This window comes from Halomonas tibetensis (genome assembly GCF_042643535.1).
In the GTDB taxonomy this organism is placed as follows: domain Bacteria; phylum Pseudomonadota; class Gammaproteobacteria; order Pseudomonadales; family Halomonadaceae; genus Halomonas; species Halomonas tibetensis.
This window is the reverse complement of the sequence record NZ_JBHRSQ010000009.1, coordinates 252912-276745: the sequence shown is the minus strand read 5'-3', so window position 1 is coordinate 276745 and position 23834 is coordinate 252912. Positions and strand designations below refer to the sequence as shown.

At 65.5% G+C, this 23834-nt stretch carries 26 protein-coding genes; 11 read left to right on the top strand and 15 right to left on the bottom strand.

From position 1 onward, the window contains the following. Nucleotides 1–13: 13 nt before the first annotated feature. The 9 genes from ACFODV_RS07595 to iadA all read left to right on the top strand — a co-directional run bounded on the left by ACFODV_RS07595 (nucleotide 14) and on the right by iadA (nucleotide 8970). Nucleotides 14–469 carry a universal stress protein gene (locus ACFODV_RS07595; protein WP_379757079.1) on the top strand — a complete coding sequence of 152 codons (456 nt, stop codon included), beginning with the start codon at nucleotides 14–16 and terminating at the stop codon, nucleotides 467–469. A gap of 37 nt (nucleotides 470–506) precedes the next feature. After that, nucleotides 507–2006 carry an MFS transporter gene (locus tag ACFODV_RS07590; protein WP_379757075.1) on the top strand — a complete coding sequence of 500 codons (1500 nt, stop codon included), beginning with the start codon at nucleotides 507–509 and terminating at the stop codon, nucleotides 2004–2006. A gap of 170 nt (nucleotides 2007–2176) precedes the next feature. Further along, on the top strand, nucleotides 2177–2635 hold the full coding sequence (locus ACFODV_RS07585) for a DUF4870 family protein (protein ID WP_379757072.1): 459 nt from the start codon (nucleotides 2177–2179) through the stop codon (nucleotides 2633–2635). A 13-nt stretch (nucleotides 2636–2648) separates the two neighbouring features. Continuing rightward, a complete protein-coding gene (locus ACFODV_RS07580) occupies nucleotides 2649–3215 on the top strand; it encodes a hypothetical protein (protein WP_379757069.1) in 567 nt (188 codons plus the stop codon). 34 nt (nucleotides 3216–3249) lie between these two features. After that, complete coding sequence (locus ACFODV_RS07575) at nucleotides 3250–3837, top strand: cytochrome c oxidase subunit 3 family protein (RefSeq protein ID WP_379757066.1); 588 nt, start codon at nucleotides 3250–3252, stop codon at nucleotides 3835–3837. Between the two features lie 61 nt (nucleotides 3838–3898). Next, nucleotides 3899–4183: a cytochrome C oxidase subunit IV family protein gene (locus tag ACFODV_RS07570; protein ID WP_379757063.1), complete on the top strand. Its 285-nt coding sequence runs from the start codon at nucleotides 3899–3901 to the stop codon at nucleotides 4181–4183. A 139-nt stretch (nucleotides 4184–4322) separates the two neighbouring features. Further along, complete coding sequence (locus ACFODV_RS07565) at nucleotides 4323–5171, top strand: cyanophycinase (RefSeq protein WP_379757060.1); 849 nt, start codon at nucleotides 4323–4325, stop codon at nucleotides 5169–5171. After that, nucleotides 5168–7804: a cyanophycin synthetase gene (gene cphA, locus ACFODV_RS07560; RefSeq protein WP_379757056.1), complete on the top strand. Its 2637-nt coding sequence runs from the start codon at nucleotides 5168–5170 to the stop codon at nucleotides 7802–7804. Before ACFODV_RS07565 ends, cphA begins: the two co-directional genes overlap by 4 nt. Next, nucleotides 7801–8970: a beta-aspartyl-peptidase gene (gene iadA / locus ACFODV_RS07555; RefSeq protein WP_379757053.1), complete on the top strand. Its 1170-nt coding sequence runs from the start codon at nucleotides 7801–7803 to the stop codon at nucleotides 8968–8970. Before cphA ends, iadA begins: the two co-directional genes overlap by 4 nt. Here the strand turns inward: iadA and ACFODV_RS07550 are convergent, their stop codons facing one another. From ACFODV_RS07550 to ACFODV_RS07480, 15 genes are all read right to left on the bottom strand, one after another. Beyond that, a complete protein-coding gene (locus tag ACFODV_RS07550; RefSeq protein ID WP_379757050.1) occupies nucleotides 8971–9207 on the bottom strand; it encodes a hypothetical protein in 237 nt (78 codons plus the stop codon). Between the two features lie 27 nt (nucleotides 9208–9234). Next, complete coding sequence (locus ACFODV_RS07545; protein WP_379757047.1) at nucleotides 9235–11175, bottom strand: nitric oxide reductase activation protein NorD; 1941 nt, start codon at nucleotides 11173–11175, stop codon at nucleotides 9235–9237. A 38-nt stretch (nucleotides 11176–11213) separates the two neighbouring features. Further along, nucleotides 11214–12023, bottom strand: coding sequence for a CbbQ/NirQ/NorQ/GpvN family protein (locus tag ACFODV_RS07540; protein WP_379757044.1), 810 nt, complete (start codon nucleotides 12021–12023; stop codon nucleotides 11214–11216). A gap of 54 nt (nucleotides 12024–12077) precedes the next feature. After that, nucleotides 12078–13424, bottom strand: coding sequence for a cbb3-type cytochrome c oxidase subunit I (locus ACFODV_RS07535; protein WP_379757041.1), 1347 nt, complete (start codon nucleotides 13422–13424; stop codon nucleotides 12078–12080). A gap of 50 nt (nucleotides 13425–13474) precedes the next feature. Continuing rightward, complete coding sequence (locus ACFODV_RS07530; protein WP_290909340.1) at nucleotides 13475–13921, bottom strand: c-type cytochrome; 447 nt, start codon at nucleotides 13919–13921, stop codon at nucleotides 13475–13477. Between the two features lie 227 nt (nucleotides 13922–14148). Beyond that, a complete protein-coding gene (locus tag ACFODV_RS07525) occupies nucleotides 14149–14466 on the bottom strand; it encodes a carboxymuconolactone decarboxylase family protein (protein WP_379757038.1) in 318 nt (105 codons plus the stop codon). Nucleotides 14467–14544: 78 nt separating this feature from the next. Beyond that, complete coding sequence (locus tag ACFODV_RS07520; RefSeq protein ID WP_379757035.1) at nucleotides 14545–14940, bottom strand: SirB2 family protein; 396 nt, start codon at nucleotides 14938–14940, stop codon at nucleotides 14545–14547. 19 nt (nucleotides 14941–14959) lie between these two features. Further along, on the bottom strand, nucleotides 14960–16156 hold the full coding sequence (locus ACFODV_RS07515; protein ID WP_379757032.1) for an NnrS family protein: 1197 nt from the start codon (nucleotides 16154–16156) through the stop codon (nucleotides 14960–14962). Nucleotides 16157–16269: 113 nt separating this feature from the next. Continuing rightward, nucleotides 16270–17802, bottom strand: coding sequence for a cytochrome D1 domain-containing protein (locus ACFODV_RS07510; RefSeq protein WP_379757029.1), 1533 nt, complete (start codon nucleotides 17800–17802; stop codon nucleotides 16270–16272). After that, on the bottom strand, nucleotides 17799–18665 hold the full coding sequence (gene cobA / locus ACFODV_RS07505) for a uroporphyrinogen-III C-methyltransferase (RefSeq protein ID WP_379757027.1): 867 nt from the start codon (nucleotides 18663–18665) through the stop codon (nucleotides 17799–17801). The genes ACFODV_RS07510 and cobA overlap by 4 nt, the downstream gene beginning before the upstream one ends. Before the next feature lie 45 nt (nucleotides 18666–18710). Then, nucleotides 18711–19910 carry a heme d1 biosynthesis radical SAM protein NirJ gene (gene nirJ, locus ACFODV_RS07500; protein ID WP_379757024.1) on the bottom strand — a complete coding sequence of 400 codons (1200 nt, stop codon included), beginning with the start codon at nucleotides 19908–19910 and terminating at the stop codon, nucleotides 18711–18713. A 3-nt stretch (nucleotides 19911–19913) separates the two neighbouring features. Next, a complete protein-coding gene (gene ahbB / locus ACFODV_RS07495; protein WP_379757021.1) occupies nucleotides 19914–20462 on the bottom strand; it encodes a siroheme decarboxylase subunit beta in 549 nt (182 codons plus the stop codon). Then, nucleotides 20437–20958: an Lrp/AsnC family transcriptional regulator gene (locus ACFODV_RS07490; protein ID WP_379757018.1), complete on the bottom strand. Its 522-nt coding sequence runs from the start codon at nucleotides 20956–20958 to the stop codon at nucleotides 20437–20439. The genes ahbB (ACFODV_RS07495) and ACFODV_RS07490 overlap by 26 nt, the downstream gene beginning before the upstream one ends. Then, nucleotides 20955–21473 (bottom strand): siroheme decarboxylase subunit beta, encoded by a 519-nt coding sequence (gene ahbB, locus ACFODV_RS07485; RefSeq protein WP_379757015.1) that lies wholly within the window; start codon nucleotides 21471–21473, stop codon nucleotides 20955–20957. Before ahbB (ACFODV_RS07485) ends, ACFODV_RS07490 begins: the two co-directional genes overlap by 4 nt. Further along, nucleotides 21470–21943 carry an AsnC family transcriptional regulator gene (locus ACFODV_RS07480; RefSeq protein WP_379757012.1) on the bottom strand — a complete coding sequence of 158 codons (474 nt, stop codon included), beginning with the start codon at nucleotides 21941–21943 and terminating at the stop codon, nucleotides 21470–21472. The genes ahbB (ACFODV_RS07485) and ACFODV_RS07480 overlap by 4 nt, the downstream gene beginning before the upstream one ends. Before the next feature lie 234 nt (nucleotides 21944–22177). Between ACFODV_RS07480 and ACFODV_RS07475 the strand changes: the two genes are divergently transcribed. Together ACFODV_RS07475 and ACFODV_RS07470 are read left to right on the top strand one after the other, a co-directional pair. After that, nucleotides 22178–22528, top strand: a complete 351-nt coding sequence (locus ACFODV_RS07475; protein ID WP_379757009.1) for a c-type cytochrome — start codon at nucleotides 22178–22180, stop codon at nucleotides 22526–22528. Between the two features lie 19 nt (nucleotides 22529–22547). Next, the gene (locus tag ACFODV_RS07470) at nucleotides 22548–23756 is read left to right on the top strand and encodes a cytochrome D1 domain-containing protein (protein ID WP_379757006.1); all 1209 of its coding nucleotides are present in this window, start codon (nucleotides 22548–22550) and stop codon (nucleotides 23754–23756) included. Nucleotides 23757–23834 lie beyond the last annotated feature (78 nt).

The following is a 23834-nucleotide window of genomic DNA, read 5'->3' as shown; positions in this document are numbered from 1 at the left end:
GTAGGAGAATCTCATGAAGATCATGGTCGCCTATGACGGCTCGCGAAACGCCAAGCTGGCCCTCGCCCAGGTCGTCACCCTGTTTCGCCCCATGTCCCCGCTGATCGTGCTCGTCGGTGTCGCCGAGAATCCAAGGGACAGCACCGATGCCAACGAGGACCTTTTCCAGGAAGAGTACCGGGAGCTCAAGGCCGACCTGGAGGAAGGGGTCGACGTCATCGTGAAGGAAGGCCTTGACGCCAATCTGATCATCGCCGAGGGAGATCCCCGAAAGATGCTGCTGGATGCCACCAAGCGCCTCACGCCGGACATCCTGGTGATTGCCCGGCACAGCCAGAAGCCTGACGGCGGATTCATCGCTCAGTCGCTCAGCTACTTTGTCGACGAGCTCGACTATATGACCTTCGGCAGCGTCAGTTCCTTCCTGGCCCGCCGCGCCGAATGTCCGCTGCTGATCCTGCCCAGCTGAACCCTGCCGCTCGCCTTGCGAAAAGGATGACATGTCCATGAAAGTCGCTGACCTCTTCAAGGTTCGCTCTCCGGAAATCAGGGCCCTGCACCTGACCTGGATCGCGTTCTTCATCACCTTCTACGTCTGGTTCAACATGGCGCCGCTGGCCACCAGCATTCTGCGCGACGTCGACTGGCTGACCCAGGACCATATTCGCCTGTTCGCCATCTGCAACGTGGCGCTGACCATCCCCGCCCGCATCATCGTCGGTATGGCGCTGGACCGCTTCGGCCCTCGCCGGGTGTTTTCCATCCTGATGGTAGTGATGGCGATTCCCGCTCTGGTATTCGCCTTCGGCAACAGCATGACCCAGATGCTGGTGGCCCGCCTGGTGCTGAGCTCCATCGGCGCCAGCTTCGTGGTCGGGATTCATATGACCTCGCTGTGGTTCAAACCCAAGCACATCGGCTTCGCCGAGGGCTTCTATGCCGGCTGGGGCAACTTCGGCTCTGCCGCCGCCGCCATGACCCTGCCCACTATCGCCATCGTCTGGTACGGCGGTGACGAGGGCTGGCGCTGGGCGATTGCCCAGAGCGCCTTTGTCATGGCCGCCTACGGCGTCTACTACTGGTTTGCCATCACCGACGGCCCCAGCGCGACCTCCCACCGCAAGACCCGCAAGGCCATGGCCATGGAGGTCAGCAGCTGGGCCGACATGTATAAGCTGATCCTGTGGACCATCCCGCTGGTGGGGGTGCTGGCGATCCTGGTGTGGCGCATCCAGAACATGGGCTTCATGTCCGTCACCGCGGCGGTGATTGCCTACCTCGCCATCGTGGCCATCGTCATCTACCAGGTGGTGCAGATCATTCGCGTCAACGTGCCGATCCTGAAGAAAGGCGTACCGGAGGACGACAAGTATCACTTCAACAGCGTGGCCGCGCTGAACACCACCTACTTTGCCAACTTCGGCGCCGAGCTGGCGGTGATCTCCATGCTGCCGATGTTCTTCGAGCAGACCTGGGGACTCTCCGCCGCGGCCGCTGGCCTGATCGCCTCCTCGTTTGCCTTCGTGAATCTGGTGGCACGTCCCATGGGCGGTGCGGTCTCAGACCGCATGGGCAACCGGCGCTTCGTGATGCTCTGCTACATGTTCGGCATCGGCATCGGCTTCACCCTGATGGCGATGATGAACTCCAGCTGGCCGCTGATCCTGGCCATCGCCATCACCATCTTCACCTCCTTCTTCGTGCAGGGCTCGGAGGGCGCCACGTTCGGCATCATTCCATCGATCAAGCGCCGCATCACCGGCCAGATCGCCGGCATGGCAGGCGCCTATGGCAACGTGGGAGCGGTGGTCTACCTGACCCTCTTCACCTTCGTCACCCCGACCCAGTTCTTCTATATCCTGGCGGCGGGCGCCTTCTTCAGCTGGGTGGTCTGCTTTATCTGGCTGAAGGAACCGGAGAGCGGCTTCGCCGACGAGTACCATATCTCCTCCGTGGACAGGATGATCGAGGAGCAGGAGCAGCTGAAGGCCAAAGGCAAGACCTGAGGTTTCCTGTATCCACCCCTCCAGCTGCGCCCGGCCCTGCCGGGCGCAGCTGCGTCAGGCCCCCAGAGGCCGCGAATTTGATTTCCGACAATGTCACTGGGGCATTCCGGAGGCATAGTAGTATTCAGGATGCATGATTAAAGGCAGCACCCGACAGGAGACGCATCGACATGTCCCATTCCGACACCACTTTGGCACCTGACACCACTCTGGCACCCGACAGCGCTCTGGCACCCGACATCCGGGGCCGCGGCCTGGCCGCGGTCATCTACGTGCTCTACCTGGGCAGCATCATGGCGGTGATCACCGCCCCCATCGGTGTATTGATCGCCCATCTGCGCCGCGGCCGGGTATCGCCCATGGCCGATACCCACCTGCAGTTCCAGATCCGCACCTTCTGGCTGGGTGCCCTGGGTGGGGCCATCGCCCTGGTGGCCTGGAACCTGCTGGGGTGGATCGGTGCGCCGTCCTGGACCTCCTGGACCCTGGGATACGGCTTCTTCACCGCCTGCCTGATCTGGACCATTGGGCGCTGCGGCGTGGGTATCCAGAGGCTGATGTCGGCCCGCCCTGTGGAAAACCCGCGCAGCCTGCTTTTCGGCGGTGCCGCGGTGCGCCTGGATGACTGACGGAGAGATCGCCATGCCTCACACCGCTTCGCCCCGCGTTGCCCCGATGATGCGCTCCACCGCTGTCTCCGGCCTGGCCTGGGGCTTCATTCTCTTCTCGCTGGCCTTGATGGGGCTGCTCGCCCTGCCGCTCGCCCCTGGGGAGAACCTGGCCGCCACGCTAGGCGTCCAATCTGGCAGCGGCGGGCTGACCGGTGGGGTGGCCTGGTTGACCGAGCATCGCAGCGGGGTAACCACCCTGCTGATGCTAGGCTGCCTGGTCACCCTGGCCCTGGCCATCGCCCTGCTGCGCCGCCGACCCTGGGCGCGGCGCGCCTTTGTCGCGCTGATGATTGCCGGCTTCGTCGGCGTGCTGGGCGGCGCGGCGCTGACCCCGCTGACCTTCGGCCTGCTGCCCGACGCAGCCACCACCGAGGCGGTCAACGCCGAGGACCCGGTAGCCGGGCTGGTGGGGATGCTGGGCGGGCTCATCCTGGCGTCCACTCTGTTCACCGCGCTGTTTGCCTGGGCCGGCTGGAAACTCACTACCCCGGCGGTGCGCGCCGAGTTCGAGGGCACACCCGTCCCGGCAGAGGGCTAACATGGGGCAGAGGGCTGACATGGAAAGGGATGACATGACCGAGCGCGACCTTTGCCAGGACACGGCGCTGCCCAACCCCGGCTGGGGGCCGCTCTCGGCGCTGCCGGGCAACCCGCTTATGTGGGTGCTGATACTGAGCGAGATGCTGGTGTTCGCCGCCTTCTTCGGCCTGTTTGCCTGGCTGCGCGCCGCCGAGCGCGAGGTATTCGACGCCTCCCAGCAGTTCCTCGACCCGGTGGCCGGCGGCCTCAACACCCTGGTGCTGCTGACCAGCGGCCTGTTCGCGGCGCTCGCGGTACAGGCCATCGACCGTGGCGAGACGCGTCGCTGCCGCCAGTGGCTGGGCGGGGCCTTCGCGCTCGGCGTGGTGTTCTGCGTGGTCAAGGTGGTGGAGTACGCCGACAAGCTCGGTCAGGGCCTCATGCCAGAGACCAATACCTTCTTCACCTTCTACTACCTGCTGACCGGCTTCCACTTTGCCCACGTGCTCTTCGGCCTGGGGCTGATCGCCCTCGTGGCCTGGAAGATCTCCCACGACAACGTGGAGACTGCCGCCGCCTTCTGGCACATGGTCGACCTGATCTGGATCCTGCTTTACCCCATCCTCTACCTGTTGAGGTGAGCCGATGAACCTGGCAACAAAGGGCACTGCAACAAAGGGCACTGCAACGAAAGGGGCTTCGATGGGCGCTACCCGCCGCCTGCTGATCACCTGGGCCGTGCTGATGGGCTTGACCCTGATCACCATGGCCTCGGCCCACCTGGGTGGCGAAGCTCGCCTTCAGGCACTGCCGCTTTGGTCGGCGGCGCTGCTACTGGCCACCACCTTCTTCAAGACGCATCGGGTGCTGATGGTCTACCTGGGCCTTGGCGCCTCAACGCCGGCCTGGCGCGGCGCCTTTACCGGCCTCACGCTCTTCACCCTGCTGCTGGTAGGCGCCGGCTATCTGGTGGCACAGGCGAGCTAGCCAGCGAGAGCGTGCCCCGCACCGGGATGCCTGTTATAAGTGAAGGACTAGGCGACACCTATCCCGCCATTCGGCAAGTGACTCAAGCGAACGTGGCTTCTGCACTGGCTCAAAAGCGTCGCCGGGAGATGAACAGTTTATGGCTTCTCAACATCCAGTGACCCCCGGACGCATTGTGGCCATCGGCGGAGCCGAGGACCGGACCTCCGATCTCGAGGTCCTGAGACAGGTCTTCGCCCTGGCCCCCGAGGGCAATGGCGAGGTCGCCGTCATCGCCACGGCGAGCCGCATTCCCGACGAGGTGCTGCCCGACTACGAAGCCGCCTTCTCTCGCCTGGGCGCCAGTCGAGTCCACTCCCTGAGCATCCGCGACCGCCGCCAGGCGGCCGACGCCGACACCGTCCGCCTGCTCGAGCAGAGCGGCGTCATCTTCTTCACCGGCGGCGACCAGCTCCGCCTGACCAACGTGCTGGGTGGCTCGGCGGCCATGAAGGCTATCCGCAATCGACAGAAAGAGGGCGCGGTAGTCGCCGGAACCAGTGCCGGCGCGGCGGCCATGCCGGGTACCATGATCTATAACGGTGCCGCCGCCGATGCCCTCCGCAAGGGGGCCGTCAACTTGACCTTCGGCCTCGGACTCGTGGATGGCATGATCATCGACAGTCACTTCCTCGAGCGCGGCCGCTTCACGCGCCTGATGGAGATCGGAGCGAGTAACCCGGAGCATCTGGGCGTGGGGATTGGCGAAGATGCGGCGGTGATCATTCACCCCCATGGCATTCTCGAGGCCATTGGCCCGGGCCATGTCATCCTCATCGACAGCCGCGACCTGGCGAGCTCGAACATCGCCGAGCTGTCCGTTGGCGAGCCAGTAGCCGTCGAGAACATGATTCTGCATGCGCTGGTCAGCGGCCACGGGTTCGACGTCGAGGCTCGACGTTATCTCGTTGCCGACGAACTCAGTGCCATTCTCGCGGAGGGAAGATGAACATTCTCGAGCATCGGGCCCTGCGCGGTCCGAACTACTACAGCCGCTACCCGGCGATCTACCTGCGCCTGGACATCGGTGATCTCGAGGAGCAGCCGAGCGATACCGTCCCCGGTATCGTCGAGCGCCTCACGGCCCTGCTGCCGACACTGCAGGAGCACCGTTGCTCGGTGGGCCGCCCCGGTGGCTTCCTGGAACGACTGGCGCGGGGTACCTGGGCCGGTCACGTCGTCGAACATGTGGCCATCGAGCTTCAGAACCTGATCGGCTTCTCGGTCGGCTACGGCAAGACCATCGACAGCTACGACACCGGCATCTATAACGTCGTCTATCGCTACCGGGATGAAGCCTGTGGTCTGGCCGCCGGGGTCGAGGCCGTCGACCTGGTCGAGCGGCTGTTCGCCGGCGAGGCGATCGACATGCCGGCTATCATCGACCGTCTCAAGCAGGTGCGCGATGCCCACATGCTGGGGCCCTCCACCGCCGCCATCGTCGACGCCGCCGACCAGCGTGGCATTCCCCATACCCGCTTGAGCGAGGAAAACAGCTACATCCAGTTCGGCCATGGCCATCGGCAGCAACGCATCCAGGCAACGGTGACCGGCCATACGGATCTGATCAGCTTCGGCATCGCCGACGACAAGGCCTGGACCAAGCAGCTACTCGGCGATGCCGGAATCCCGGTACCTCAGGGGCAGGTATGCAACTCCTTCGACGAGGCGCTCGAGGCCGTTAGGAGCATCGGCTATCCCGTCGCGGTAAAACCTCTGATCGGCAATCATGGCCGCGGCGTGAGCACCAATATCGAGGATGAGCAGGCGCTGCGTAATGCCTTCGATATTGCCGCCCATCGCAACCCGTCGGTGATCGTGGAGCAGTACATCCGCGGCGAGGATCATCGCCTGCTGGTCATCGACGGCAAGCCGGTTGCCGCTGCGAGGCGTCGCCCGGCGCATGTCCTCGGCAACGGAACCGATACCCTGCAGGCCCTGGTCGACGAGGAGAATCGGGATCCGCGTCGCGGCATCGGCCACGAGAACCTTCTGACCCAGATTCAGATGGATGAGCAGTCGCTGCGGATGATCGGCCAACAGAACCTGACCCCGCAGAGCGTCATCCCGGCCGGCGAGATGGTCTTCCTCAAGCCGACGGCGAACCTGAGCACCGGAGGCACGGCCACGGACGTGACCGACGACGTTCATCCCGAAGTACGCTTCGCCGCGGAACGCATCGCGCGCCTGGTCGGGCTCGACATCATCGGCATCGACCTGCTGGCCGAGACCCTGACCCGGCCGCTGGAGGAGCAGTCTGCTGCGGTCGTCGAGGTCAATGCTGGCCCCGGCTTTCGCATGCACCTCTCGCCGACCCACGGGCAGGGCCGGGATGTGGGTCGCCCGGTGATCGACATGCTGTTCCCGGACAGCGAAGCCGACGGCCGCATTCCCATCGTTGCGGTAACCGGCACCAACGGCAAGACGACCACGGTGCGCGTGATCTCACACCTGCTGCGCCAGGCGGGACGCAACGTCGGCATGGCCTGCACCGGCGCCATCGAGATCGACAACCACGTCATCATGCGTGGCGACTACAGCGGCCCGCAGGCGGCGGCCATTGTACTGCGCGAGCCCACGGCCGAGTGTGCCGTGCTCGAAGTGGCCCGCGGCGGCATCATGCGCCGCGGCCTCGGGTTCGACGAGTGCGATGTGGGCGTCTTGCTCAACATCGCCAGCGACCACCTGGGTGAACACGACATCCATACCCTCGATGAACTGGCTCGCTGCAAGACCGTGGTGATCGACGCCGTCCGCCAGGGCGGTACCGCCGTGCTCAATGCCGATGACCCCAGGGCGCTGGCCGCCCAGGAGTGGGCCCGTGGGGATATCATCTTCTTCACCCTGGACCCCGACTCGCGTCCCGTCCGCCAGCATGTCCGCGACCAAGGGGTCGCCTTCACGGTCCACAATGAGCGCATCGTGATGCGTCAGGGCCAGATCGAGGCCGAGGTGATCCCGGTGGTGGACGTTCCGATCACCTTCGAGGGACACGCCCGTTTCAATGTCGCCAACGCCCTGGCCGCCAGTGCCGCGGCCTTTGCCCTGGGGCTCTCCATCGCCGATATCCAGATGGGCCTGCAAACCTTCCATCCCACGCCGGGACAGAACCCCGGGCGCACCAACCTCATCGAAGCCGACGGCATCAAGGTCCTCATCGATTACGGGCACAACGTGCCGGCGCTCGAGGCCCTCGCCGAGCTGGTCGGCTGCATTTCAGCCCGGCGCAGGATCAGCGTGGCCAGCGCCCCGGGGAATCGTCGCGACGAAGACCTGTTCACGCTGGGCACCCTGCTCGCCCGGATGCACGATGTCGTCTACATCTACGAGACCGACCCCCGCGGACGTACCATCGGCGAAGCCGCCGGTCTGCTCCGCGACGGCGCCGAATCGGTGGGCGGCGCCTGCCGAGTGGAGATCATCATGGAGGAAGCCAGGGCCGTCGACAGGGCCTTCGATGAAGCGAGCGCAGGCGACCTGCTGGTACTGCTGATCGACGACGTCGAAGGCGCCATCGAGCGCTTCCGGGGCCGGCGCTTCACGCCACCGGCATCGACGGGTCCCACCGGCGAACCGGCATGATGCCTCTCGATGAGCGGGACGCCCCCCTGCTGACCCTGCTGCGCGTCGGGCGCATCTTCGCGCCGGAACTCCTCGAGGCCAACGAGATTCTCATCGCCGATGGTCGGATCGCGGCCCTGGGTCGCGACCTCGCCATACCGCAAGGTTGGCCAGTACGCCTGGTGGAGGCTCGCCACCTCACCGCCGTACCCGCCTTCATCGACCAGCATGTGCATGTGACCGGTGGCGGCGGCGAGGGGGGCTGCGGCACCCGCTGTCCGGAGATCACCGCCCGGGAGATCGCCGCCATGGGCATCGGCACCGTGGTGGGGGTGCTGGGCACCGACGGCATCAGTCGTTCGCCGGCGGACCTGCTGGCCAAGGTACGCGGGCTCAGGGCCGAGGGTATCTCGGCCTACATGTACACGGGATCCTACCGCGTGCCCCCCCCGACCCTCACCGGCGACGTACAGCGCGACCTGGCCTGGATTCCCGAGGTCATCGGCCTGGGCGAGATCGCCATCTCGGACCATCGCTCCAGCCAGCCTCGCCAGGAGGAGATCGAGCGTCTGGTCAGCGAGGTGCGGGTGGGTGCCATGCTGGCCGGCAAGCTGGGCATCTGCCACTTCCATATCGGCGATGGCAAGCGCGGCCTGGAGCCGTTGCGCCGCCTACTCACCGAGACCGAGATCCCCGCCGAGCAGGTGATCCCGACTCACGTGAACCGCCATCGCGACCTGCTCGAGGCGGCCGCCGACTATGCGCTGACCTTCGATGCCAACGTCGATGTGACCGCCTTCGACGACGCCGACGAGGACGACCTGAGCGGCTTCGGTGCCGTGTCGCGGCTGCTCCGGCGCGGCGTCCCGTTCGAGCGCATCACCATGAGCTCCGACTGCAACGGCAGCCTGCCCGAGTTCGACGACCGGGGCGCCTATATCGGCATGCGCGTCGCGGGCAACACCACCCTGATCGCGGACTGGCAGCGGCTGGTCCGCGAGGAGGTGCTGCCACTGGAGCAGGCCCTTGGGCTGATCTCGGGGAACGTGGCACGGGTGCTCGGGCTCGATGCACGTAAGGGCCGCCTGGCCGTCGGACATGACGCCGACGTGACCCTGCTCGACGACGACCTCCAGCCGCAGCAGACCTTCGTGGCAGGGAAACGCATCTACGTCGGTGACCCTTGACTACCGAAGGTCCTCGCGCCCGGATGACGGCGGCGGCCCCACCTCGGCCCAGTCCGCCAGGCGGCGGCCCAGCCGGATCAGCCCCCAGACGGCGAAGGGCACCACGAACATCACCAGGATGCCCCAGTCGCGGGTATTGATCAGCCAGGCCAGGGGGGTGATCACCGCCAGGGTGACCAGCAGCCCCAGTGCGACGGCGATGGCGGGACGGTGGTGAGATATGCCGGCGTTGCTCATGATCGCGAACTCCCAAAACCGATAACGTCAGTAGCCGATGATCTGGCGGTAGATGCCTGGCAGCGCCAGAGCCAGGTGCTCCGGGCGATTGACGATGGCATAGCTGCCGCGCCCAAACAGATGCGAGACGTACTGATGGGCCTCACGGTCCACGGTGACGCCGAACACCCGCACCTCCTGCTGGCGCGCCTCGAGCACCGCCTTGCGAGTGTCTTCGATACCGTAGCGCCCCTCGTAGTAGTCGGTATCATTGGGCTTGCCGTCGGTGATCACCAGCAGCAGGCGGTGGCGGTTGGGGCGCTTGGAGAGTTCCCGGGTCACGTGGCGAATCGCCGGCCCCATCCGGGTGTAGTGGCCGGGCCTGAGCGCCGAGATGCGCCGCGTCACACGCTCGCTCATCGTCTCCTCGAAGGTCTTGAGGGTATTGACCCACACTTTCTGGCGGCGGTGGGAGGTGAAGCAGTGGATGGCGTAGTCGTCGCCACAGCCGGACAGGCCGTGTCCCAGCACCAGCAGGGCCTCTTTCTCCACGTCGAGCACTCGGCGATCCTCCAGCCAGGCGTCGGTGGAGAGCGAGACATCCACCAGAATGTCCACCGCCAGATCGCGGGCCTGCTCGCGGGCCGACATGTAGAGGCGATCGCTGGCCTCACCGGTGGCGGCCAGGTCGCAGCGCGATCGAATCACCGCGTCCATATCAAGCTCATTGCCATCGATCTGGCCGCGCAGGATCTCACGGCGCGGACGCAGCGCCTCGAACTCCCGGCGCACCCGGCGGATCCGCCGCCGGGTGGCCTCGTCCGGCTCCCACTGCTCGCCCTCCTCGCTCTGCAGGTCGGTGATCACCTGGCAGTGGTCGGGCAGGTAGCGCTGCTTGCGGTGGTTCCACTCGGGGTAGAGCTGCTTGCCACGCAGCCGCTCGCCCAGGGCCTCGTCAGGCGGCAGGTCGAGATCGACCTTGAGCCGGGTCGCCGCCCGCTGCTTGTGCGGGCTGATAACGATCTCCTCGATCTGCTCGGCGGCGCGCTTGGCCTCCTCGTCCTCGTTGTCCTCTACCAGACGATTGAGGTTCACCATCTCGGTCCAGGAAAGCATCTTCTCGAAACGGTTGGCGACCAGTGGATCGTCGCGCTCGGACTGGTCCTGGTGGCGACGCTCTGCCTTGCGCTTGCCCTCGCTGGCCTGCTGGGCGCTGTTGGCCTCGCCGTCGTGGGGATCCTCGTCGCGCTCCTCGCGGCCAAGGCCAACGCCCAGGTCTACCACCTGCCCCCAGAGTGGCACCGGCAGCGGCGGCCGGTAGCCGCGCGGCGCCTGGAACGGCTCAAGCGGGATTCCCGGGTCGGCCACCGCGGCAGCCATGGAGGCAGACCAGCCCTCCAGCGGGGCGTCGTCGCCCAGCAGGGCACGCAGCGTGGCCTCCAGGGCCTGCTCCATGGGTGGCAGATTGCGACGCACCGGACGCACCGCCAGCAGCGCCGAGCACAGCTCGCGATAGCGCCCGGCAAGGCCGGGGAAGCGCACCAGGGCTTGCTCGGTGGTGCTCATGGCTTCGCGCAGCCGGGCCAGATCGTCCTGCAGCGGGTCGGCGTGGCGGGCCGGGTGCCTAGCCACCGCCAGGTAGGCAGTCAGCCAGAAGTAGAGGTCTCGATTGAGGCGTGCCTCGGGGAAGACATCCAGGGTCGGTGGGAGCAGCAGGTTCTCCTCGTCGCGGCGAGCCTGGTCCATGGCCTCATCGTCGAAGCCGAGCCGCTGACGCAGTGAGAGACGGTGGGAAGAGCTGCGCGCCATGATGGCGGCGACCTCCAGGCCGCACTCGCCACCGCTGGCGCGGAAAAAAACGCCGAGTACATGACGCAGCTCCTCCAGGGCCACGGCGGCCTCGGGATGGCGGCGATAGCTGGCCGCGCTGGAGGCCCAGCGATGCCAGTGGCGGCCGACGAACTCCTCGACCTCGAGAAACTGCAGCATGACCGATCTCCTGATCAAGAAGGCATGGATGAACGCTTTTAACCAAAGGTGGCCTGAATGGCTTCCAACAGGCCTTCCTGCACGTCCTGGTCGTCGGTCAGCGGCTCCACCAGGGTGGCGCGGGTGGCCTCGAGGATCGGCACGCCGGCGGCGATCAGGGTGGCGCAGTAGATCAGCAGGCGGGTGGAGACGCCCTCCTCCAGATCCTGACCCTTGAGCTCGCGCAGACGAGCGGCCAAGTTGACCAGGGCAGCGCAGCGCTCATGGGCGAGGCCGCTCTCACGGGCCACGATGCCGCACTCCACGTCGGGCGGCGGAAAATCGAAGGACATCGCCACAAAGCGCTGGCGGGTGCTGGGCTTCAAGGACTTGAGAATGTGCTGATAGCCGGGGTTATAGGAGACCACCAGCATGAAGTCGTCGGGCGCCTCAAGCAGTTCGCCGGTACGCTCCAGAGGCAGCATGCGACGGTCGTCGGTGAGCGGGTGCAGCACCACGGTGACGTCCTTGCGCGCCTCGACCACCTCGTCGAGATAGCAGATGCCGCCCTCGCGCACGGCGCGGGTCAGCGGGCCGTCGACCCAGCGGGTCTCGCCTCCCTGCAGCAGGTAGCGGCCGGTGAGGTCGGCGGCGGTGAGATCGTCGTGACATGACACGGTGAACAGCGGCCGGCCGAGCCTTGCCGCCATATGGCTGACGAAGCGGGTCTTGCCGCAGCCGGTGGGCCCCTTGAGAAGCAGCGGAAGTCGCTGCTGGTACGCCTGCTCGAAGAGGGCGCATTCGTTGCCGACCGGCTGGTAGAAAGGCTGATCCCGACCAAGCTCGGATACCGATGCGATATGGGACATGGGTCACTCCAGACTGAGCGGACCGCGACCGGGAGCCGCGGCCCGCCGTGGGCGTTACTCGGTAGCAGCCAGCGGCTTGCTGGTGGCGGGCACTTGCTCGCGCGCAGGTCCGAAGACCGAGTAGATGAACATCACCGCGGCGATGCCGACAAAGATGCCGGTGCCGAAACGGAAAATGTAAAACAGATCGAGCTGATCCTGGATCTGCATGAAGTTCATGCCCAGCACCCGCTGCAGGTGGGTCTGAACGACGCCGGCAAAGGTCAGGGTGAAGGTCATGAACCACATGGCGGAAGTCATGACCCAGAAGGACCACATGTTGAGCACCTGGTTGTAGGGCTGAACGCGGCGAAGCTGCGGCATGGCGTAGGTGATGACGCCCATCACCAGCATCACGTAGGCGCCGTAGAAGGCCAGGTGGCCGTGGGCCGCAGTGATCTGGGTGCCGTGGGTGTAGTAGTTGATCCACGACAGGGTGTGCATGAAGCCCCATACGCCGGCGCCGAAGAAGGCCACGGCGGCACTGCCCATGGTCCACAGCATGGCGGCCTTGTTGGGGTGGTTGCGATTGCCCTTCCAGAACATGTAGAAGGCGAACACCACCATGGCGAAGAACGGGATCACCTCCAGGGTGGAGAAGATGCTGCCGATGGGCTGCCAGTAGCCAGGAGTACCAATCCAGTAGTAGTGGTGGCCGGTACCCAGAAGGCCGGAGAACAGCGCCAGGCCGACGATGACGTAAAGCCACTTCTCGATGATCTCGCGGTCGACGCCGGTCATCTTGATCAGCAGGTAGCCGAGCAGGGAGGCCATGATCAGCTCCCACACGCCTTCCACCCAGATGTGAACGATCCACCACCACCACAGCTTGTCCAGCGCCAGGTTATCGGGGTTGTAAAAGGCGAACAGCCAGAACACCGCGGCCAGCCAGAGGCCCAGCATAAGCACCATGTTGATGGCCGTCTTGCGCCCCTTGAGCAGGGTCAGGCTGGTATTGAACAGGAACATCAGGAACGAGACCGTGATAAAGATCTTCGCCCAGAGCGGCTGCTCGAGGTAGTGACGACCCTCATGGATGCCGAACTGATAGCTGATCAAAGACCCAGCCCCGGCGATGGCGAAGATTGCCAGCTGCAGATAGGCGAGCTTCGGACTGTAGATCTCGTTCTCGGCTTCTTCAGGCATCAGGTAATAGGTGCAGCCCATGAAGGCAATCAGCAGCCAGACGATCAGCAGGTTGGTGTGACTGGTCCGGGTGATATTGAAGGGCATGGCCTCGGACATGAAGTGAGGCCAGACATAGGCGGCGGCGGCGGCAAGACCGAAAACGATCTGCAGCGCGAATAGCGCCATCGCCACCATGAAGAATGGCAAGGCCACCTTCTGCGTTTCATATTTCATCGGTGAGGCTCTCCTTGATTCGGGAATCCGGTAGGTTCATGAGGACCGGATCATCCGGCCGGATGGGGCGGCCACCCCTGGGTGTCGATGGCATCGGTCCACTCGAAGAAATCAATCAGGGACTGCATCTCTTCGTCGTTGATCTCGAAGTAGGGCATCTGACGACGACCCGGGGCGCCGGTGGGCTGGGCGCGCATCCAGGCCGCCAATGCCATGCGGGCACCTTCAGGATTCTGGTGGCCGCCGTAGCGGGTCCAGACGTTGCCGATCTCCGGCGCAAAGTAGGAGCCTTCACCGAGGATGGTGTGGCAGTTGATGCAGTTGTGTTGCTCCCACACGTGTTTTCCCTGCCGCACGGAGTCCGTCAGCGGCTGGGTAGAGGTGTTGACGATGTAGTAGTGGCTGTGAGCCGTCAGCGCGGCAAACACCAGGAAGAAAAACAGCGACCCGCCGTAGAAGATGTTGCGGGCAGCTGCCTTTGTCAGGCCTTCGGTCATGGACCATACCCCCTTGCTAGTCTGGCTTTCTTATTGAAAACGGCGTTGGCGCATGCCGCTTCCGCCCCTTTAACATGCATTCGTTATGCATGTTAAAGGATAGCAGCCAGAGTGGGTTCATGACTTTGACGAAGGTCAATAGGGAGGGGGCAGAAGGGGGCAACAAAGTCTTGCCATTTGCGGGGATCGGGCAAAGGTGCCGGCAGCGCGCTGCCGGCGGCGACCCATCAGCTCTCGGTGAGGTCCTCTATCCAGGTCAAGGCGGCCACGCCGGTGGGCAGGCCCAGGGTCGGGATGGCAAGCATAGCCACCTGCTTCAGCGCTTCGGGGGACTCGCCCTCCTCCAGACCGCGACGGGCATGGGAGTGCACCGCGCCTTCGGAACGTGCGCCCACGGCCAGCGCCAGCTTGACCAGACGGCGGGTACGCTCGTCCAGGGGGCCGGCCTCGGCGCAGGCCTTGCCCAACGCCGCATAGGTGTCCCACACCTCGGGGTACTGCTTGGCAACCTTGCCGGCGCCGGCAGGAAGATCCTGTTGGCTCATGGATAAGCTCCTTGTCGATGGCTGTCAGTCATTCGGTTGCAGTATAGAGAGCAACGCCCACTCGCGTCATGCCAAGTCTCAGAGGCCCGCCAGCCAGGAGAGCGAGTCATGTCGGATCGCCGCGCCCAGCATATAGAGAAAGGTCAGCACCGCCGCCAGGGCCGCGACTCCGCGCACCGCGGGGCTTCGCCCGCGCTTGATCGCCCAAGTACCCAAGCCGATATAGGCCAGCAGGGCGATCAGTTTGGCGGCAAGCCATGGGTGCTGGTGGGGCCACAGCGAGAGCATCACCATCAGCAGCACGCCCAGCGTCAGCAGCAGGGTATCGTTGATATGGGGCAGCACCTTGACCCAGCGGCGCTGCAACCACGGCGACTCCCGCACCGACCACCAGGCTCTGAGCATGAAGAACAGCAGGCTAAGGACGGCGGTGGTGATATGCAGATGCTTGATCAGGACATAGTGCTCGATCATCAGGTACCTCGCAGAAAGCCTAGCCGTCCTTGCCGTCCGCCCGGGTCGTCAGCAGCGGCACCGTGTAATGGAACAGGAAGATCAGGTAGGCGATGCACCAGAACAGAATGCTCAGGTTGTAGGTCCAGTGGGTGATCTGGGGAAACATCGCCAGCACCGGTGAGCGTAATAGCGCCGCGGCAAACATCAGCATGAGCCCGATGCCGATACCCGGCAGGGTACGAATTTCCCGCCCGGTATGGCCCAGCGCCACTCGAGACATCATTGCCAGCATCATGCTGGCGATACCGCCGATGGCCAGGGCGTGCAGGGCCAGCTCCACCCGGAACAGCCCGGTCTGCGCCAGCGCCCACATCACCAGCCCCACCACGATGAAGGCGTAGCTGAGGTGCAGTCCCCACAGCAGGGGCTCGTGCAGGGTGCGCCATCCCTCCCAGCGGGCCAGACGCACGGCGTTGGCGGCGGCGGCCACCAGCATGGCCCAGCCCAGCAGGCCGGAGGGCAGCTCGACCGTTAGCAATACCGCCAGCTGCAGCACCACCACGGCGTAGATGGACCATAGCGAGAGACGCTCAAGCATCGGCCAGGCGGCAGGCTTGGGACGTCCCAGCTTGAGCGATGTGAAGAAGGGAATGACCCGGCCGCCGAGCAGCACCATCAGGGTCGCGATCAACAGCACGCCAAGATAGGCGCCCTCGCGGATCGGCGGAAGCTGACCGCGCATCACGCCAAGGTGCATGGCCAGGTTGGCCACCCCCAGCAGCAGCAGGATCGGCACAAAGACCAGGTTGTGCCACTGGCGGGCATCGACCACCAGCCGTCCCATGACCAGAGCCGCCAGGGGTAGGAAGGCCACGTCGACGGCCACCAGCAGCACGGCGGGCAACCCCACAGGGAAGGCGATCAGCAAACGCCCGAGCAACCAGACACCGACCAGCCCCAGCAATGGCCAACCATGCAGGCTGCGCTGCCCGGTCCAGTTCTGGACCGCGGTCAACAGGAAGCCCACCGCCACGGCGGCACCGAAGCCGAAGATCATCTCGTGCTGGTGCCACCACATCAGGCCACCGTGGGGACGCAGCAGAATATCGCCGTGCCAGAAGGCGAACCACACCACCATGGCCAGTACGCTGAACAGCGAGGCCAGCAGGAAGAAGGGGCGGAAGGCGAGCCGGGCGATGGGCGGCCCGACTGGCTCGGGTTGGGGTAGCGTCATGGCGAGAATTCCGACGGTTGCACTGATGGCTTGAGTTCAGATGTCACCCATTGTGCCCCGCCCGTGGTCCTGGGCGCCATGACAGGTATCAAGAATGCTTCTTATACCGCCCCTCAGTGACTGGTGCCCTCCTCGTACTGGGTCTTGTTCCAGACGTTGTACTTGCCCGAGGGCTTCTTCATTGGCATGCGGCCCAGCTCCTCCAGGGTATTGGCGTCGAGCCATAGCAGGTAGCCATCGTCGTCCCAGATGCTCAGCAGCAGGGTCTCGCCGCGGCGGTCGAACTCCACGTGGGCGGCGGTCTTGCCCGGCTCCGGGATCAGCGTCTCGACGATCTCCAGGGTCTGCTTGTCGATGACGTGGATGCGGTCGTGGTTGGGGCCGAAGAAGACGTCTACCCAGGCGTAGGGCGAGTTCTCGTGGCTGCGCATGAAGAAGCCGGGACCGTCGGTCTCGATATGGGTGATCAGCGACCAGTCGGTCATGTCGAAGACCGACACCTGACCCTTGTCGATGTGCGGCATTGCCATCACCCGGCGGCCGTCCAGCTCCCAGGTGATGCCGGCGCCCAGGTGCGGCATGCCCTCCAGGGGCAGATCGGCCACCTTGCGCTCCTCATCCAGGTCGAACACCTGGCCACCCTTCCCGCCGCGGGCCGCACCCACCACGTAGCGGTACTCCTGGTCGAAGAAGAAGTCGTCCAGGTAGTCGGGCGCCTCCATGCGGTGCAGGGCGAAATCACCGACGATGGCCTCGTCGCCTTCAGCGCGCTCCTCGGGCCAGCGGATCTCCCACACCTCGGGGATGTCGCGCAGGGCGGCCACGAAGCTGTTTCTGGGAGGTGCCGCATAGACGGCGCTGACCCGCGAGGTTTCGCCGTTGAGCCCCTCCACCGGGATCACCGCGATCAGATCCAGATCACGGGCGTCGAGCAGCACCAGGCTGTGAGGCAGGTAGTTGCCCGCCAGCACAAAGCGGCCGTCGGCGGAAACGGCGATGTTGCGCATGTTGATCCCGGCGCGCACTTCGGCGGTGACCTCAAGATTGTAGATGTCGTACTTGGTCACCCAGCCATCCCGGGAGCCGAAGTAGACATAGCGGCCGTCGGGGCTGTACTTGGGCCCACCGTGCAGCGCATAGCGGCTGGGGAAGCGAGTGATACGCTCGAAGGTATCGCCGTCGAGCAGACTGACGTGGTGATCGCCGATCTCCACGACGAGGAAGAGGTTCTTGAGATCCTCGACCTCGAACACCGGCGCGTCGGGCAAACTGCCGAAGGGGTGGGAAACCTCGTGACTGGCGAGGATATCGGCCTCCTCCCAATTGGGCTCGTGCTCCGGCGGCTCGAAGATCCACTCGGCCAGGGACGCCACCTCATCCTCGTCGAGCAGCTCACGGTAGGCGGGCATCTGGGTGGCCGGACGACCGTCCAGGATCACCGACACCGCTTCATCGGCCTTGAGCCGCGAGAGGTTGTCGGGCAGCAGCGCCGGCCCGATACCGCCCAGCCGGCTGACACCATGGCAGATCGCGCAGTGATGGTTGTAAAGCATGTGGGGGTCGGGCTCGTCAGCCAGAGCAGGAGCCGCCATTCCCCCCAGGCCGACCAGCAACAGGATGCGCAGCGTCGTCGCGGCTCGCCTCATAGCGCCATCCTCCCCGGGACAGACTCACGGGACACCAAGGCGTCATCCGGTTGACGCGCCAGCCGGGTCATGGCTGGCGCCAGGGTCTCGGCGAGTCTGACCACCTCGCCCACTACGATCAGGGTCGGTGGGCGGAACGCCTCGCGCTCGATCACCTCCACCAGATCACCCAGGGTGGCCAGCACGTGGCGCTGTTCCGGTGTGGTGCCCCGCTCCACAAGGGCCACCGGGGTCTCGGCGGGCATGCCGTGCCGCTGCAGCTCGCGGCGAATCAGCTCGGCGTTGGCCAGTCCCATGTAGAACACCGTGGTGTGGTGGGGTACGGCCAGTGCGGCCCAGTTGAGTTCCAGGTCCCGATCGCCCTTGCAGTGGCCGGTAACGAAGGTGACGCTCTGGGCATAGTCGCGGTGGGTCAGCGGGAAACCCGCATAGCTGGAGCAGCCCGAGGCCGAGGTAATGCCCGGCACCACCCTGAAGCCGATGCCGTGCTCGATCAGATACTCGGCCTCCTCACCACCGCGACCGAAGATGTAGGGGTCACCGCCCTTGAGGCGCAGCACCCGCCTGCCCTCGCCGGCCAGCCGCACCAGCAGGGCGTTGGTCTCCTCCTGGGTCAGGGCATGGCAGCGCGAGGCCTTGCCCACGTAGTAGCGGCGCGCTTCGGGCCGTGCCATGGCAAGGACCTCGGCGGAGACCAGGCGATCGAACACCAGGCAGTCAGCCTGTTGCAGCAGCAACAGGGCACGCAGGGTCAGAAGGCCCGGGTCGCCGGGCCCCGCGCCGGCGATGGCGACCTCACCCGGCGCCAGCGGCGCCTCGTCGAGGCCAAAGTGGCAAATCTGGTTGTGTTGAAATGCTGTCATGGGTCGCTCTCCCGGAGCATCACGGTCTGGGGTCTTGCTCGGCGCTCAGAGCTCGGTGGCCTGAATGGCCTCATAGGGTGCCGCCACGCGTCGCTCGCCGCCGTCACTGACGCCGATCTCCTCGTTGGTGAGATAGCAGCCGGGATCCTCCTCCCAAGGGTCGCCCGTTACCTTCCAAGCCCGCACGCGGGTGTTGCCGTTGCAGATATCGAGGAAGCGGCACTCCGCGCAGCGCCCCTTGAGGGGCCGCGGACGCTGCCGGAAGCCGGCCATCAGAGGATCATCGGTATCGCGCCAGATTGCCGAGAAGGGCTGCTCGCGCACGTTGCCCAGATGGTGATCCCACCAGAAGGTATCCGGGTGAACGTTGCCGAGGTTATCGATGTTGGCGATATGTTCGCCCGATGCGTTACCACCCCAGTTGACCAGCCGCTGGCGCAGGGCGTCGGCCTGATCGGGAAAGTGCTCCCGGGCCCACATCAGCAGAAAAGGACCGTCGGCGTCGTTGTTGCCGGTGACATACTCGCGTTCCACGCCGCGCTCAAGTTCCGCGCGGCAGTGGTTGAACAGCCGGGTCATGGCGTCGCGGGTCATCTGGTGCCAGGCATCGTGCTTGCCGTGGCGGTGGCCGCGCCCGCCGTAATTGAGGTGGGAGAGGTAGAACTTGTCGACATCGTGCTCGTCGATCAGCGCCAGGATGTCACCGAGCTGTTGATAGTTCTGCTGGGTCAGGGTGAAGCGCAGCCCCACCTTGATGCCGCGCTCCTTGCACAGCTTCACCGCGTGCATCGACTCGCGGAAGGCACCCTTGCGCTGGCGGATGACGTCGTGGGTATCCTCGAGGCCATCGATGCTGATGCCCACGTAGTCGTAGCCGATGTCGGCGATCTCATCGATATTGGATTCATCGATCAGCGTGCCGTTGGTGGAGAGGCCGGTGTAGATGCCCAACTCCCGCGACCGCCGCGACAGCTCATAGATGTCCGGCCGCATCAGCGGCTCGCCGCCGGAGAGGATCAGCGCCGGCACCCGGAAACCGTGCAGGTCGTCGAGCACGGCATGGGCCTCGGCGGTGGAGAGCTCGCCGGCGAAGTCGATATCCGCCGACGTGGTGTAGCAATGTTTGCAGGTGAGGTTGCAGCGGCGGATCAGGTTCCAGATCACCACCGGGCCAGGGGGCTTGCGGGGCGGTGCAACCGGAGACGGTTCCATCAGGGTCTTGATATAGCGGGTGACGCGAAACATGGCTTACCTCCTGGGCTCGGGTTGATGCCCGGCACCGGGTCGGCCGGCCAGTCGCAGGCCGGTCTTCTTGAGAATGCGTGAACTGTAGAGGATACGGTGGTCGCGGCAGGCCTCACCGAGCAGCGCGCGCAGCTCCTCGGCCTGGCGCTCGACTTCCTCGCGGGTGTGGCCGTGAAGCATGGCGAACAGGTTGTAGGGCCACTCGGGGAGATGTCGCGGGCGACGGTAGCAATGGCTGACGCCGGGCAGGTTCCCCACCTCACGGCCCAGGCGGTCGATCTGGGCATCGTCTACATCCCACACCGTCATGCCGTTGGCCACGTAGCCGAGCCGATAGTGGTTGGGCACCGCGGCGATGCGGCGCACGATGCCCGCCTCCTGCATGCGCGCCAGGCGTCGACGCACCTCTTCCCCGGAAAGCCCCAGCGGCCTGCCCACTGCCGTCCAGGGGTCGGGGACCAGCGGCAGCCCGGCCTGGGTGGCCAGCACGATGGCGCGATCGGTGGCATCCAGGGCTGAAGGCGATTCAGACGGGCAGGTGGAGACGGACATGGAATTCCTCCTGCTTGGGCATGTTGTAGACGGGCAGCTCGGTGGCGGCCTCGAGTTCGGCGATCACTTCGCCGATGCGTTCCGGGGTCTCGGTGGCCAGCACGAACCACATGTTGAGGGGATGCTCACGGCGATAGTTGTGGGCCACCTCGGGGAAGGCATTGACCGCATCAGTGATCCGCTCGTAATCGGCCTCGGGTACCGCCAGGGCGGCCAGGGTCAGCCCACCGCCGAGGCGCTCCGCGTGATACATGGGACCGAACCGGCTGAGGATACCCGTCTCCAGCAGCCGCTCCAGGCGATAGAGCAGCTCACCCTCGGAGAGATCCAGCTCGGCTGCCACGGCAGCATAGGGCGCCTCGATCAGCGGCAGGCCATCCTGCAGGCGATTGATCAGGCGCCGGTCGGCGGCGTCCAACTCGGCGGCAGATGTGGTGGCCGAAAGGTTAGCCGACTCAGTGGCGGCGACGTGTTGACGGGCAGGCATGGCGATCATGGGCGCTCCTCGGCGGTATAGCGGCCGCCGTGCTGGCGATAAGCCTTGATGCTGAACAGCACGCGGTGGGGAATGGCCTGCAGGGCCTGTTTCTCGACGATCTCATCGAGGGCGGCCAGCACTCGATCGCGGCGGGTGCCGTGGATCATGCAAAACAGGTTGTAGGGCCAGTCCGGCAGGCGCCGCGGCCGACGATAGCAGAGGGTGACAGCGGGTTCGGTGGACAGCCGACGGCCCAGATCGGCCACCGCCTCGTCGGGCACATCCCACACCACCATGGCGTTGGCAGTGATGCCCAGCGGACGATGGCGCACCACCAGGCCGAGGCGTTTGACCAGCCCCTCCGTCTGCCAGCGGCGCATGCAGGCCATCACCATGTACTCAGGCAGGCCGCACTGCTCGGCCAGCGCCTGCCAGGGGCGCGGCACCAGCGGCAACCCCTGCTCGATCAGGGCACGCAGGCGGCGCTCGGCAGGCGGCTCGTGGCGAACGTGAATAGGCTGGGTGGCATTCATGACGCCTCCAGTTCATCCCAGGGAATCGGGAAGCCCAGATCGATATGGAAGCCCTCGAGCATCGGCAGGCGCAGGATCTCCCGCCCAAGCTCGGCTTCCAGGGCGTCGAGGCGCGCATCGAGGACGGTCTCGTCCGGTGCGGTCATCACGAACCAGAGATTGAAGTCGTGTTCGCGTAGATAGTTGTGATTCACGCCGGGGGCATGGTTGATCACCTCCGCCACGGCGTCACGCTGTGCCTCGGGTGCTGCCACCGCGGCCAACAGGCTGGCACCGGCGCGGGCATGGTCGAACACCGGCCCCACCCGGCTGAGCACCCCGAGGCGCTCCAGCCGCGCCAGACGCTCGAGCACCTCCGCCTCGCTGCTGCCCAGGCGCGTCGCCATGGCGGCAAAAGGCCTCTCGCAGACGGGCAGATCGCGTTGGTAGGCGTCAATCAGCCGGCGGTCCAGGGAGTCGAGTGTGACCATGGCGCTCCTCTCGGTACATCAAGATGCATTTCAATAGCATCTTACCTGCAGCACGCCCCCCGTAAGTGGAGAACTCGGCAGTGATTGACACAAGTCAAAAGAGGCATACGGAATACACTTTAATCCGCTTTCGCCCTTCGCAATCGCTGCACGACTTGATATTCATCAACGCAGACCGACACCCGAACGGCGAGACTCGGATAGCCATAACCCTTATCTCTTGCGAGCCCCGACATGCTAAAGAGAGCCCTACCTTTGCTGCTTATCGGCCTGGCCTGGCTACTGCCCCAGGCCGCCTTGGCGGGTAGTCAGGACACAGGCGCAGCGAATCCAGAGCGCCTGGAGACCCTGCTTTACCAGGACTGCGGCTCCTGTCACGGCATGACCCTGCGCGGCGGCCTGGGCCCTGCCCTGCCCCGGGACCGCATGCAGACCCTGAGCCCGGAGGCGCTGACGCACATCATCCGCTACGGCATACCCGGCACCGCCATGCCCGGCTGGGCGGCGCTGCTCAGCGAGGAGGAGGCGCGCTGGATTGCCGAGCATCTGCAGACCGACAACCGCCTGAAGACACTGGGCGACTGATTCCCCCGAGGAGAATGCCATGCCGTTGACCCGCCCCTTGAAGACCCTGCTCGCCGCCGGGGCCCTCTGCCTGCTCTCCGCCGGCCCTGCCCTCGCCGAGCCCCCCGTGGAGATTCGCGGTACCGGCGACCTGGGCGTGGTGATCGAGCGAGCCACCGGCAGCGTGGTCCTGGTGGACACCACCCACAAGCGGGTGCTCAAGAATATCGAGGGTTTCGGCGACCTCTCCCACGCCTCGGTGAAGTTCACCCGCGATGCCCGCCACGCCTTCGTATTCGGCCGCGACGGCGGCCTGACCCGGCTCGATCTGCTCACCGGCGAGATCGACGGGCGCATCATCCAGGGGGGCAACAGCATCGGCGGCGCCATCTCCCAGGACGGCCGCTTCGTGGCGGTGGGCAACTACGAGCCGGGCGGCGTGAAGGTATTCGACGTCGAGACCATGGAACTGGTCATCGATGTGCCGGCCAGCTACGAGAAAGCCGATGGCACCACCGACCAGGCCAAGGTGGTGGGCGTGGTCGACGCGCCGGGCAACCTGTTCGTGTTCAGCCTGTTCGAGGCCGGCGAGATCTGGACCCTGGACATGTCCACGGAGGAACCCGAGCTGACGAAGTATCGCGACGTGGGCAGCATGCCCTACGACGCCCTGATCACCGCCAACGGCCGCTACTACATCGCCGGGCTGTTCGGCGAGGACGGCATGGCGCTGCTCGACCTCTGGCATCCCGAGAACGGCGTGCTGCGCATCCTGCCCGACTACGGGCGCGGCGAGGAGCGCCTGCCGGTCTACAAGATGCCCCACCTGGAGGGCTGGGCCATGGCCGGCGACCAGGCCTTCTTCCCCGCCGTGGGCCGCCACGAGGTGCTGGTGGCCGACACCCGCGACTGGTCGCTGACCGAGCGCATCGAGGTGCACGGCCAGCCCATCTTCGTGATGAGCCGCCCCGACGAGAAGCAGGTATGGGTGACTTTCGCCCACCCCGACAACGACCGTGTTCAGGTGATCGACACCCGCACCCATGAGGTGATCGAGACCCTCTCCCCCGGTGAGTCGATCCTGCACAAGGAGTTCACCCCCCGCGGCGAGCACATCTGGATCTCCGCCCGGGACAGCGGCCACGTCGTGGTCTACGACACCCGCACCTTCGAGGAGCTGGCCCGCCTGCCGGCCGAATCGCCCAGCGGCATCTTCTTCACCCACCGGGCCCACCGCATCGGACTGTGAGCGAATCGCAGAAACTGATCGGGCGCTGACCGGGCCAACCCCGTCCAGCGCCCGTTAGCTATCTCTCCTTCGTCGTTG

Coding starts and splice junctions, on each gene's coding strand:
- ahbB (WP_379757015.1), bottom strand. CDS start 21,473: ATGAATGCCACCCAGCCTATTCACGTTCGCCACGAGCCGCCTGCCGAG.
- ACFODV_RS07470 (WP_379757006.1), top strand. CDS start 22,548: ATGCCGTTGACCCGCCCCTTGAAGACCCTGCTCGCCGCCGGGGCCCTC.
- ACFODV_RS07545 (WP_379757047.1), bottom strand. CDS start 11,175: ATGCTGCAGTTTCTCGAGGTCGAGGAGTTCGTCGGCCGCCACTGGCAT.
- ACFODV_RS07515 (WP_379757032.1), bottom strand. CDS start 16,156: ATGACGCTACCCCAACCCGAGCCAGTCGGGCCGCCCATCGCCCGGCTC.
- ACFODV_RS07525 (WP_379757038.1), bottom strand. CDS start 14,466: ATGAGCCAACAGGATCTTCCTGCCGGCGCCGGCAAGGTTGCCAAGCAG.
- iadA (WP_379757053.1), top strand. CDS start 7,801: ATGATGCCTCTCGATGAGCGGGACGCCCCCCTGCTGACCCTGCTGCGC.
- ACFODV_RS07550 (WP_379757050.1), bottom strand. CDS start 9,207: ATGAGCAACGCCGGCATATCTCACCACCGTCCCGCCATCGCCGTCGCA.
- ACFODV_RS07570 (WP_379757063.1), top strand. CDS start 3,899: ATGGGCGCTACCCGCCGCCTGCTGATCACCTGGGCCGTGCTGATGGGC.
- ACFODV_RS07530 (WP_290909340.1), bottom strand. CDS start 13,921: ATGACCGAAGGCCTGACAAAGGCAGCTGCCCGCAACATCTTCTACGGC.
- ACFODV_RS07585 (WP_379757072.1), top strand. CDS start 2,177: ATGTCCCATTCCGACACCACTTTGGCACCTGACACCACTCTGGCACCC.
- ACFODV_RS07510 (WP_379757029.1), bottom strand. CDS start 17,802: ATGAGGCGAGCCGCGACGACGCTGCGCATCCTGTTGCTGGTCGGCCTG.
- nirJ (WP_379757024.1), bottom strand. CDS start 19,910: ATGTTTCGCGTCACCCGCTATATCAAGACCCTGATGGAACCGTCTCCG.
- ACFODV_RS07520 (WP_379757035.1), bottom strand. CDS start 14,940: ATGATCGAGCACTATGTCCTGATCAAGCATCTGCATATCACCACCGCC.
- ahbB (WP_379757021.1), bottom strand. CDS start 20,462: ATGTCCGTCTCCACCTGCCCGTCTGAATCGCCTTCAGCCCTGGATGCC.
- ACFODV_RS07575 (WP_379757066.1), top strand. CDS start 3,250: ATGACCGAGCGCGACCTTTGCCAGGACACGGCGCTGCCCAACCCCGGC.
- ACFODV_RS07540 (WP_379757044.1), bottom strand. CDS start 12,023: ATGTCCCATATCGCATCGGTATCCGAGCTTGGTCGGGATCAGCCTTTC.
- ACFODV_RS07580 (WP_379757069.1), top strand. CDS start 2,649: ATGCCTCACACCGCTTCGCCCCGCGTTGCCCCGATGATGCGCTCCACC.
- cobA (WP_379757027.1), bottom strand. CDS start 18,665: ATGACAGCATTTCAACACAACCAGATTTGCCACTTTGGCCTCGACGAG.
- ACFODV_RS07490 (WP_379757018.1), bottom strand. CDS start 20,958: ATGATCGCCATGCCTGCCCGTCAACACGTCGCCGCCACTGAGTCGGCT.
- ACFODV_RS07480 (WP_379757012.1), bottom strand. CDS start 21,943: ATGGTCACACTCGACTCCCTGGACCGCCGGCTGATTGACGCCTACCAA.
- ACFODV_RS07535 (WP_379757041.1), bottom strand. CDS start 13,424: ATGAAATATGAAACGCAGAAGGTGGCCTTGCCATTCTTCATGGTGGCG.
- ACFODV_RS07565 (WP_379757060.1), top strand. CDS start 4,323: ATGGCTTCTCAACATCCAGTGACCCCCGGACGCATTGTGGCCATCGGC.
- ACFODV_RS07475 (WP_379757009.1), top strand. CDS start 22,178: ATGCTAAAGAGAGCCCTACCTTTGCTGCTTATCGGCCTGGCCTGGCTA.
- ACFODV_RS07590 (WP_379757075.1), top strand. CDS start 507: ATGAAAGTCGCTGACCTCTTCAAGGTTCGCTCTCCGGAAATCAGGGCC.
- ACFODV_RS07595 (WP_379757079.1), top strand. CDS start 14: ATGAAGATCATGGTCGCCTATGACGGCTCGCGAAACGCCAAGCTGGCC.
- cphA (WP_379757056.1), top strand. CDS start 5,168: ATGAACATTCTCGAGCATCGGGCCCTGCGCGGTCCGAACTACTACAGC.